This is a genomic window from Alicyclobacillus fodiniaquatilis (assembly GCF_042678105.1).
GTDB lineage: Bacteria > Bacillota > Bacilli > Alicyclobacillales > Alicyclobacillaceae > Alicyclobacillus > Alicyclobacillus fodiniaquatilis.
This window is the reverse complement of the sequence record NZ_JBHUCX010000013.1, coordinates 108,116-118,864: the sequence shown is the minus strand read 5'-3', so window position 1 is coordinate 118,864 and position 10,749 is coordinate 108,116. Positions and strand designations below refer to the sequence as shown.

General features: G+C 53.5%; 6 protein-coding genes and 1 pseudogene. 1 reads left to right on the top strand and 6 read right to left on the bottom strand.

The annotated features are described in order from the left end of the window. Nucleotides 1-377 precede the first annotated feature (377 nt). Nucleotides 378-2,162, bottom strand: a complete 1,785-nt coding sequence (locus ACFSB2_RS03655; RefSeq protein ID WP_377941351.1) for a hypothetical protein — start codon at nt 2,160-2,162, stop codon at nt 378-380. A 371-nt stretch (nt 2,163-2,533) separates the two neighbouring features. Here ACFSB2_RS03655 and ACFSB2_RS03650 point away from each other — a divergent pair. Continuing rightward, nucleotides 2,534-2,764: pseudogene (locus ACFSB2_RS03650) on the top strand (EamA family transporter); the annotation flags it as partial. A 180-nt stretch (nt 2,765-2,944) separates the two neighbouring features. Here ACFSB2_RS03650 and ACFSB2_RS03645 read toward each other — a convergent pair. From ACFSB2_RS03645 to ACFSB2_RS03625, 5 genes are all read right to left on the bottom strand, one after another. Then, nucleotides 2,945-3,763 (bottom strand): phytanoyl-CoA dioxygenase family protein, encoded by an 819-nt coding sequence (locus ACFSB2_RS03645; protein WP_377941350.1) that lies wholly within the window; start codon nt 3,761-3,763, stop codon nt 2,945-2,947. Between the two features lie 182 nt (nt 3,764-3,945). After that, nucleotides 3,946-7,644, bottom strand: coding sequence for an AAA family ATPase (locus ACFSB2_RS03640; RefSeq protein ID WP_377941347.1), 3,699 nt, complete (start codon nt 7,642-7,644; stop codon nt 3,946-3,948). Next, nucleotides 7,641-8,933: an exonuclease SbcCD subunit D gene (locus ACFSB2_RS03635; protein ID WP_377941346.1), complete on the bottom strand. Its 1,293-nt coding sequence runs from the start codon at nt 8,931-8,933 to the stop codon at nt 7,641-7,643. Before ACFSB2_RS03635 ends, ACFSB2_RS03640 begins: the two co-directional genes overlap by 4 nt. Nucleotides 8,934-9,055: 122 nt before the next feature. Continuing rightward, entirely contained in the window at nt 9,056-10,198 is a 1,143-nt protein-coding gene (locus tag ACFSB2_RS03630; protein ID WP_377941345.1) for a hypothetical protein, read from the bottom strand. Then, nucleotides 10,195-10,707, bottom strand: a complete 513-nt coding sequence (locus tag ACFSB2_RS03625; RefSeq protein ID WP_377941344.1) for a DUF4365 domain-containing protein — start codon at nt 10,705-10,707, stop codon at nt 10,195-10,197. The genes ACFSB2_RS03630 and ACFSB2_RS03625 overlap by 4 nt, the downstream gene beginning before the upstream one ends. Between the last annotated feature and the right edge of the window lie 42 nt (nt 10,708-10,749).

Genomic DNA, 10,749 nt, shown 5'->3' with positions numbered 1-10,749 from the left:
TTTCGTTGTCTGTTGTTTTTGGAACACAAAAAGACCATGGCATCATCTGCCATGGTCTTAGCGATTCACTGAAAACATGTTCTGTTGAAGAAAACATGTTCAACGGCTATTCCTTACGAAAAGCCTCCGCCAGTAGATGAGCGAGATGAAATTCCCTTTTTTGTTTAATCAACATGGTTTGAATTGTTTTCATCGCACTCACCTCCCTTTCAATTCTGATAATTCAAAACTAACACACGACATACATTTATGTCAACAATGCTGTGACTCCGCTTTCCACAGATATGCAAACGACCTTTTATGCGGTTTATCTGTCTTAGGCCACAGTCGGACATCTGGTGCTCCATCATAGCGCCAGCAATTTAGCCCTGATCTCACTAAAAATCAATCGTCCACGCCACATGAAATGGCTCTGACTGCGATATCGCATCGTTCACAAAGCAAGTATTCCATTTCAAAGCCCCATGTGATGTATGATAGGGCTTCCGCGTCTCGACATACTCCACCTTTTCCAGATACAGTCCATTAAGTTGTATCTGTTTGATCACGCCCTCGCCAAAAGTGACCGACGCCTTTTGCACGGCCGGTAAATCGGAAAATGTGGCAAAATCCATACGCACATCCGTTACTTCGACAGATGTCTGCGGTACAAAGCGCATATCGCAATGAATCCGTCCTGGCTCGAATGAATACGTCACATCTGCAGCAAAAGACGGATTTGCCTGTGGCGCAGGGCCATCCACCTGGCACAAGTGTGGCAAAGTGTAAGAAATCTTACATCCAGATGCGGTTTGTTCATGTGTAAGGTCTGACAGATACACGATGGGCATCAATTCTGCCCCGTCGGCCATAAGAATTCGCGGGGCGAGCTGCGGATGATGCGTCCCAGGCGCAACTTCCAGCACTTCATTTTCAAAAGGAATCGGCAAATATGGCGTTGACCAAAAGTAATGTTGCGAATGTTCGCCGGTAACGCCCCTTCCCCCGTTGATCAACGGCAGGGAGAAAACATGGCTGCCATCCCGGATGATGGCGAGCGCGCGTACGTCGTGATCGTTCGTAAACCGATACACTTGGCACTTTGGCGTATGTGTCGCTAATTTGCGCAAATCCAGCTGCGCTGAAGCGTACTTTACCTCCGTCTCTGCAAAGTGATGCGCCACGCGAATCAGTTGCCAGCACAAACTCATATTCTCTCCGAGAATCCGTCCCTTGTGTCGATAGCCGTCCGTCTGCCTTCCGTGCTCCCACATGTTGACGGACTGCATATCATCATCCAGCCAAAATTCTATGAATTTGCGCATGATCCTCACAGCATACGCGTACGCCAAACGCTTTTCTTCATCCGATAGCACACCCAGCAAAGCTGCAATAGACAGGACCTCCAGTGGACATGTATCTCCGTATGCACCGATGCTTCTCCCATAAGAAAAGCCATGCCCCCTCTCATTCGCCAAACGCAAACAGATTTCGCTCGACTTGCGCAGCATCGAGCGCAGTCGCTCTGGCACAGCAACTCCTGTGCTGGTTAATAAAGCAGAGAGTTCTGCAGGCAACAACACGGTGTATCTGTCAAAACGCCCCTCCCCCTCTGTTTCATCCATATAGCCATTCTGTTGTGAATAGTGTTCGATGTGCGACATGAGTCTATCAAAGATCGGTTGACTCACGTGCTCTGCTTCCCACCCTAATAATTCTCGATACTTGGCGATGCCAAAAGCCACGCCATAGTAATTTGTCGGGAGATTGCGCAACGTGAGATCTTCCACGTTCACAAACGTTCGCCAGTCCAAGTTCGTTTGAAGTGTTTTTAAAGTATCATCTGATACCACTGACTCTAGTAAATTTGCCTCTTTCAACAAATAGAGTCCATTTAAGAAATTCAAGATGCCCCACGTTTCCGTCTTGATTGGCGCGAGCCAGGACAGCATCTCCCGACTCCGCATAAGTGCGCTATTGTCGCACTTTCGTTCATTTTCCGCTTGTGTTAAAAGATAACAAACCATGACGGCGACCTTTCCAGACAAGAACTTGTCGCCGCCAGCAAATGCCTGAACGCCATCGACAACAACGGATGCACGCTGCGCATCCACTTGCAAAACATGCTGCGCTACGTGAGGCACAATGCGGGTGGCGATGATTTCACTCAAGGTATCCGACATTTTGAACGCTCCTCCACATATCAAATCATTTTATAAAAACCAATTTACGAAACCGATACACATTATTTAATCACACTATACACATGGAAAGCTATTCAATCTTACTTACACATAAGAAAGCATTCGTTTTACAAGCTTACGCAGAGTAGTAATATTGGAAAAGAGTCTTGGGAGACATAAATTTTGGAAAGATGAGGCACGCATTGAGAAAGGAATAGGTAAGTTTCATCCAGATCAGGAGGCAATCACCTTGACATGTGAAGCGTGCAGACACATTCTCTGGTTTGAGGATTGAGTGCGGTATAGGGATGTCGTTCATCACCCCGCCATGGCATTTTACAGGGCGTAGTTGATTATGTACATGGTGGCTTGTCAGTTTCATTGTGCTGTTTGGGACTTTAATTGCATTTTATGTGTATATTGCGAGTCTCAAATACATTTCGGCTTCAGAAGCAAGCCTGTTGCCGTGTGGTGAACCGTTATCCGCCTCCGTTCTTGCGGTTGCATGTTTGCACGTGCAGATGGGATTACCATCAATGCTTGGAGGGATATGCATTCTTGTAACTGTGACATTATTGGCACGCAAAGGAACAGCACCATAAGCAAATGCATAAAGAAGACATGCACAATTGGCTTTGTCGTACCACAGTAAGAAACAACCCTGGTTTAGCTACAAGGCCCCCACCTGATGTAGGTGCGGGCCTTCTTTGTCTACTCTACAAATCCTTCCTCGTGATTATCTACGTCAAAGCGCCAGAGCCACCTGCTGACGCTCACGTCATCTAAACCAGCGGATTTAAGCGGCTTGCTGCCTTGTCGCCGGGTTTCAGCCCGGGCAACCATCTTCGCAAATCGTTCTTCCGCGCATTGCTATCGGGTTCCAGTACCCTCGCGCCGTCAGCGAAATAAATGATGGTCATCACCTCTCGCATCTGATCTGTCGGATTTCCTGGGGCGCTATGCAACGTCCACCCGTAATGAAAAGTGGCGTCACCGGCTTTCATCGCGCCATGTGACACCTGCGGCAACTGATGATGCTCGATATACTCTGCGAGGTTTTTGTGAGATTCATCCGATATTTCAAGTTTGCTGATATACCCTTTATGGTGCGATCCCGACACAAACGTCATGGATCCCACTTCCTCCGAGATATCCACAAGCGGCATCCACAACGTCACCGTATCCTTCGTGTCCAGCGGCCAATATATCTGATCTTGATGCCATGGGGTATGGCCGCCGCCCGGCTCTTTAAAGAGCGCTTGATCATGATAAATTCGCACATTTTCAACACCCAGTAAGTTCGCTGCCACTTTGGCAAATCGAGCTGCCAAGACAAACTTTTTCACAGACTCGTGGGTTTCCCAAATATTTGATACCTGTATAAACGCCTTCCCGTACGTGTCCCTTTGCGAAAGCGGCTTGCTCTGCACATTCAATTCTTTGACGGCTTGCTGAATATGTGGACGATAGGCAGCAATTTCCTCCGCACTGGCGATCCCTTTTAGCAAAATATGTCCATTCCTTTGAAAATCAGCGACCTGTTCCGGCGAAACCACATAGTCCACTTGCATATTTGGAAGCGTTTGCACAATTTCACTCATCTTCTCATCGCCTTTCTGAGTACAGGATGGTCTTCCTTTTTGCTGTCGCGCGCTGAGGCCATTCAAAAATTCAATATATTAAAAATACCACAATACAATGCGATCAAACGTGCAAACAAAAAAAAGATGGCGATACCCAGAAGGGGCCGCCATCATCACATTCGTCACCGCTGGAATCGCCGTTAAGCCAATTCCAGCGACACCTTCGTTCCCCGGCCAGCGGGGACCGCCGGTTCGACAACCAAGCGCCGATGCATCCGTTGCCGCAGTTCGGGCACGTGGCTGATAAGCCCAATCGACAGCCTGGACAGGTGTAGCTTCTCAAGCGCGGAAATGACCACATCCAGCAAGTCGGGATCCAGCGTGCCAAAGCCCTCGTCCAAGAAGAAAAATTCGAGTGGATGTTGGCCGCGCAACTGAATATGGGCCGACAGCGCCAAAGCGAGCGACAGCGAAGTCAGGAACGTCTCACCGCCGGACAAAGTGGATACAGGACGCAGCGCGCCGCCGTTGTGATCGTCCCGCATCAGAAAACTTCCGTCCTCCGTCAGGGTCAAAGCGTATCTGCCATGTGTCAATCCAGCCAGCCAGTCCGAGGCTTGACGGGCGACGCGATCCATCTGCGCCCGCGCGACATACTGCACAAAGCTGTTGCCGCGCAAGGAAGATTGCAAAGCGGACAATCGCGTCAACAGCGCCGTCAACGCCACACGCGCCTGTTCCAAGGCCAGCCAGCGCTGCCGCCTGCGTAAGATGTCCTGCAACTGCGTTTTGGTCGATCCACTGGTTTCCGACGCCGCCGCAAAGTTCGCTTCTGCCTCATCCGACGCCGCACGCACGACATTCCATGCGGCGTCATCAACGGATCGACCGTTCAACTGGCGCGCCAGGTCTGTACAGCGTTGGGTCCACTGACGGGCACTTTCTTCGTATTCCGCCAACGTTGTCGCGTACGCTGCTGCTTCCTCTTCGTCGAGCAAGGCGTCCGCGACGGCCTCCACCGTGGCGAATGCGGCATTCGCCAAAGCATCTGTCAACTGCCGTTCTGCCGTCTCACCCCGACGCATCTGCAACTGAAGTTCTGCTTCCGCCCTGGTGGCCGCCTGCCGCGCGGTCTCGACCTCATCGGCAGCAGCCTGCCGCGCCGTTTGCGCATGTTCACACATCTCGCGCAATTGTCCAAGCGACCGCTCCACCTGACGCAGCGCTTCGGCGACCGTGATCCCGCCTGTGATGTGATCCAACTGGGTTTGGCTGCGAAGGACATCGTCTCGCAATTGCTGCAACCGCACAGCCTGCTCGCGCAATGCCACCTCTGCCCGCTGAGCCTGTCCCTCCGCCTCACGCAGCCGCGACTGCGCCTGTGTCAACTCCGCATTGATGGCCAGCGACAAACGGCGCGCCTCGTTTGCCAAGCGATCATCGTCATCCAAGCGTTCGAGCCGCGCTTGAACAGCCGCAACCGTGGCATCGTTGAGCGCATTTGCGCTCGCATCAGTCAATTCCAAAGCCGCCAGCACTTGCACAAGGGCTGTCTCTGCAGTTTGTCGATCCGCCGCCGCTTCAGCAACCGCCTCCCGCTGGCGGCTGGCTTCCTGCGCCGCCGCCTCGGCCCCTGCCTGCGCCAAAGCCAGCGCCTGTTCCGCTTGCTGAATTTGGTGCTGTTGCGCTACCTTGCGTTCCAACATACGCTGCTGTTCAGTTTCCCAAATCTGCAGGGCGCGCTCCGCTTCAGTGAACGCCGCACGGAGGCTGGCCAAAAACGCCTGCCATGCCTCACCGCGCTGCGGCATCACAGATACGTCCAGCATCTGTTTACCTTGCGGCGGCCAACACGCCGCCAACGCCTGCGCCATGCTGGCGTGATGTTGCTGCTCGCGTTCCAATTCCTGATCCAGCAATTGCGCGGCTGTCTGCTGTTGCGCGCAAACCGTGTCCATCTGTCGGCTCGCAGCCTCGGCTTGGCGCCAAGCTTCCTCTGCCTGCGCCAAAGCCGCATCATCATCCGCTGACCATTGATGATGGCCCATATCTTCATGACCATCGAGCACTTGCGCAGGGTGTGGATGGTCAAGTGAACCACAGACGGGACACGGCAGGCCGCTTTGCAAGCGAGCCGTCAATTGGGCTATCAATGCACTTTCACTCAACGTGGCGCGCCGCATGCGCTCTGCTTCCAAATCGCGCCACACTTGCTCTTTACGAGCGGTTTCCTCTCTCAGAGCCTTGGTTGTCTCTACCTGTTTCTCATATGTCTCATGCGCCTGCTCGCTGCGCTGCGCCACATCCGCCAGTGCCTGCTCTGCCGCACACAAACCATCCACGCGCAATTGCACCTGAGCTGCCCAGTTGCGCTGCGCCTGCAAGTCTTCCGCTGTGAAGACAGGCGACCTTGCCTCCAACTCGGCCAGTTGTTGCGCCAGCGTCTTATCACCCTGCTGAAGTTCGAGCAGCGCTGCCCGGCCTTGCAACACCAACTCCTCTGCAGTTTGCTGTTTCAACGCACGCGCTTCGTCCTGTTTCAACGCGCGCGCTTCAGCACGTCTGCGCTCTGTCCACGTGTCCAACGCCTTGCGCGCTTCGCCGAGGCGTTGTCTCACCTCCGGCGCTGTGCTGTGCTTTGTCAGTTGGGCCTCGGCATCATCTTTATCGCGCGCGAATTGCCCCACTTCTCGCGCGATTTCCTCGAGACTGGCGCGCGCCGTCTCGTGCTGGGACACAGCCATCTGATGAGCAGTTTCGACCTTCGTCAGAGTTTCCTTACTCGCCAAAAGCTGCTTTTCCAGTGCTTTCGCATCCAACAAACGCACCTGCTTTTGCGTCAACTCCGGTTCCATGGAGGCTCGACGCTGCTCGGCATCTGTCAGTTGTGTATCCGCTGCCGTCAATGTCGTTCGCGCCTGCTGTAAGGCGGCCGTACTCACTTCAACGCCCTCGCGCGCCTGATTCACAGCGCGTTGTGCCTCGCGCCAAGCTTCAACGGACGGCCAAACAGCATGCGCCTGTGCACTCCGGTCCAACGAACGTCGCAGGACGGCCATCTCCTGTGACCGCAGAGCGAGCGCATCCCGCGCCTTCTGCGCTTCCTCGCGCGCAGCCATCAGTTTGCGCACCTGCTCGGCCTCCTGCAGACGCGTCAACGCCTCCTTGCGCGCCCGGTCTGCGTGCTGCAATTGCGCTTCCGCTTCCTGCATTGCGATCTCGGCCGCTTGCACCGCCGCATCCGAAGCATCGCCCAACTCCGCCTGTCCGGCGCTGATCTGCGCATGCTCACTCGCCACTTGTTTGGCACGCGCGCTCACTTTGTCAATCAGCGACTTCCCGTACCTTTCCAGCCCAAACAAGCGCTCGGTCATGGCATTGCGCTCTGATCCCGTCAACTGCAAAAACTCGGCAAACTTGCCCTGCGGCAGCACAACCGCCCGCGTAAAATCACTCTCTTCTAGACCAAGAATGGAGCGGACCGCCTGATTCACCGTGTTCTTGCTGTCGGCGACGACGACTAAACCATAGTCCTCGCTTGCGTCCAAGACCTCCAATTGCAGCAAACGGCTCGCCTGATGCTCGACGGAAAAGCCGTTCCCCCGTTTATACACCCGTTCCACGCGGTAACGCTTGCGCCTGTCGGCAGCGCCAATGTCAAACTCGAACGTGACTTCCAGCCGTTTCTCCGCATGATTGAGAATCGCTTGCGTGTTGCGCCCCGCGCGCCCGACGTCGCCGTACAGAGCCAATGTGATGGCATCGAGAATCGTCGATTTGCCACTGCCAGTCGGGCCGAAGATGCCAAACATCCCCATCTCCGTCAAAGCCGTAAAATCAATCTCCTGCCGCTCGCGAAAGCTATGCAGCCCTGCGATCATCAAACGTACGGGTCTCACGCACTCACCTCCCCCGCTGCCTTGGCAGGCGCCTCGTCCACTTCGTCCACTTCGTCCGCATCGGTATCCGTATCCACTTCCGCCACCATTTCGAGAAACAGTTGCACCAACGCGTCGTCAGGCGCCACACCCTGCTTTTCGGCAAAAAAGCGGCTGAAGAGTTCGCCCATCGAGGGCGTGTCCATTGCGTCAACAGCGCCATCTTCCGAAGCATCCTGAAGCGGCAACACGGGGCGGATGTGGACGAAGCCAGGATGCAAATCGCGCAGGCGGTGGATCTCTTCCAACTGCAGGCCCGTTTGCACATGGACTTCGAGATCGATCCAGGCATTCGCATCGCGGCCTGCCTCCACCCAGTGCTGAACCTGTGTTATCCCTTCTGTCGCCTTCCAGGTGACCAGCGGCTTGCCGCTCGTTAACGGGACTTCGCGCCAAGTCACGGGTTTGCCGGGCAAGGCGTCGAGGATGACGACGGACTTCGTCTGTCCGGCCTCCGAAAAACTGTAGGCCAACGGGGAACCCGCATAGCGCATTGGCACCTTTGTCCCTGTCACCGCTTGGGGGCGGTGCAGGTGGCCCAAAGCGACATATTGCGCAGTGGATGGAAATGCGGCGGGATCGACCGCATATGCGCCGCCGATTTGAATCTGCACTTCCGAATCCGACTCCATGCCCCCTGTGACATAGACGTGGCTCATCGCCAAGTTCACCGTGTCCAGACGGTAATAAGACGCCAGAGACGCAAACCACGCCTGAATCCGCCGATTGTAATTCTCCTGCAGCACCCGCTCGTCCAACGTTTCGGCCAAGACTTCATTCAACCGGGCCTCCGAAGGATAAGGCACAGCCGCAATCACTGCCCGCTCGCTGCAACCGGGCACCTCCAACTCGACAAAGCCCATGCCCGCCTGCACACGACGCACTTGATTTGCCCCCGTGGCCGTTGGCACAAGCACATCTTTTGGCAACCCCATCAAAGTGATCCCCAGTTTGTCAGCCAGCGGCCGCGCCGCGGCAATGCGTTCCGCGTTGTCGTGATTGCCTGCAATCACCACCACGCCCCGCGTCCCGCCAGCCGATAATCCATCTAGCACCCGATAAAACAGCGCCTCCGCTTCCGCGCTGGGATTGACCGTCTGATAGACATCCCCCGCCATGAGCACTAGGTCGATCCGCTCATCCGCGCACAAATCTATCAACTCGTCCACGAATTGGCGTTGCTCTGCAATGCGATCACGCCCCTCCAACGTTTTGCCAAAGTGCCAATCCGCCGTATGTAAAATGCGCATAAATCCGCCTCGTTTCCTCAAATCTACTTACACTAAGATTACCTCAGGATGATGGCGAAGAAGACATCGACAATTGACCAAATAAAGGTTTGGCGCGCGAAGTTGGCAAAGAGACCGATTCTTTAATCGCCCTGAAAATTGGGATCAATCCGCACATCTCCGACATCTTCCATCCTGTAGCCTTTGCCCTCTTTTTTCAAAGTCCCTCTGCAAAAGAGCATCGCCCCCGAAAGATGTGCTTGCACAGCGATTTGATAAGCAGACGCGGACAAATCGATGGAGACATTGACAGGCTTCTCGTCCATCAAAGCTAAAATGGACACCTTCCCGCCTAAAGGCGCATGTGATGAATCCAGCTTTCTCACAAGTCCACTCAACTCAAAACCGTCCAAAGGCGCTGTTTGCCTTAGATATTTTACTGTTTCATCAATCAGTGGAAAGATATCTTTCGTAAATTTGATTTTTGCCTGTTGAAGATTTCTTTTCAGCGGCCGAACAGGCGACCACGAAACACCAATTTCCAGTTCACCGACTTCATTTGCTGGTTGCATCAAGGTCAAAGCCTCACACAAATTGGCGCTTACCCCTTCGGCGACGGTCTGTTCAATGGCTTCACTCGTTCCATCCGCCAGAGCGCCTCTCAAATGATGCAACCCATTGAACAACGTGTACAACACTCTTCTTTGGAAAGAATCCTCGACATCGTACTCCGGAAATAGCACGCTCTGCGTCATCAATGCTGGTGTGACTGGGGACATCACCGTTACGATATAACTCCCGCGCTCGCTCTGCCCCATTTTACAGCTCTGAATATATTCTTTTGCTTCCGAATAGGACATTCTCGGAAAATACGCTTTCGGTTGAATCGTCGCGCACGCAGCCGCCAACAGCATGGTTTCCACACCTCGCACAAGCGAGGAAGCCTGCATAAACGGAATGGAACCGCTCATGACATCTGACGAGGCAATCCGAAAACGCAGCACATCTGTTCCAGTAATGCTAATGTCATATGCGATTGCCGAGACGGATCTGTCCTCGACAATTTCCAAGTTGCGGAGAAGCTCTAAAATGCGAGCATTGTAATCTAGCAGTCCAGGATCTTCAGGTAAGATGACCTCGGCTTCACCATTCACACTCCGAAAAAACCAAACAGACCCTAAGTTGTGCTCATAAGAAAAAGCACACTTCCACCCTTTGGAGCGCAGGTACAACTTGATGTCATTTGGGCGAAGAGACGCAATTAAACTCTTCAAATCCAGATTCATAACGGGGCCCTCCGCGATACGCGTTCCATTAAAGCTTGTAAATTCTCTACATTAAATATCTGCTCCCTTGGGATATCAACCGTTACCGTGCGGCTGTTATCTGTCTCAGCATAACCGCGCAGTGAAACCCAGTAAGCGCAATGATGGATCAATAGTCGCTCGTCATTTTGTTCAATCCAATCATCAGCATTCTCCGGAACGACCATGACGACGAGCAGACGCGGCACCAGCGTCGTTCCTCTTAAATCATCATAATTCTTGACTGGCAGAGGGAATTTTAAAACGGTATCTTCTTGAGCAAACACCGCAGCCGTAGCTTTTGCCTGCATCTCTACTCTTGGCGATCTCAATACAACGTTGTCCCCATAAGTCCCGGAACAGGAAACAATGATATCCACGCTGTCATCATCCACTTCGGGCTTGGTGCAACTGAAGCCTGCCGCTGCTGCAACCGCCCTTATGTATGCCACACTGAGCTGTTCTTTTTGATGATTTAACGTCAACGGCAATCCAATCACGCCTTTCCGCAAAGGTGCCAATGGATACGCATG

What these genes read in the sequence shown, in the direction of transcription:
- ACFSB2_RS03655 (WP_377941351.1), bottom strand. Translation starts at nt 2,162, where the DNA reads ATGTCGGATACCTTGAGTGAAATCATCGCCACCCGCATTGTGCCTCAC.
- ACFSB2_RS03635 (WP_377941346.1), bottom strand. Translation starts at nt 8,933, where the DNA reads ATGCGCATTTTACATACGGCGGATTGGCACTTTGGCAAAACGTTGGAG.
- ACFSB2_RS03645 (WP_377941350.1), bottom strand. Translation starts at nt 3,763, where the DNA reads ATGAGTGAAATTGTGCAAACGCTTCCAAATATGCAAGTGGACTATGTG.
- ACFSB2_RS03630 (WP_377941345.1), bottom strand. Translation starts at nt 10,198, where the DNA reads ATGAATCTGGATTTGAAGAGTTTAATTGCGTCTCTTCGCCCAAATGAC.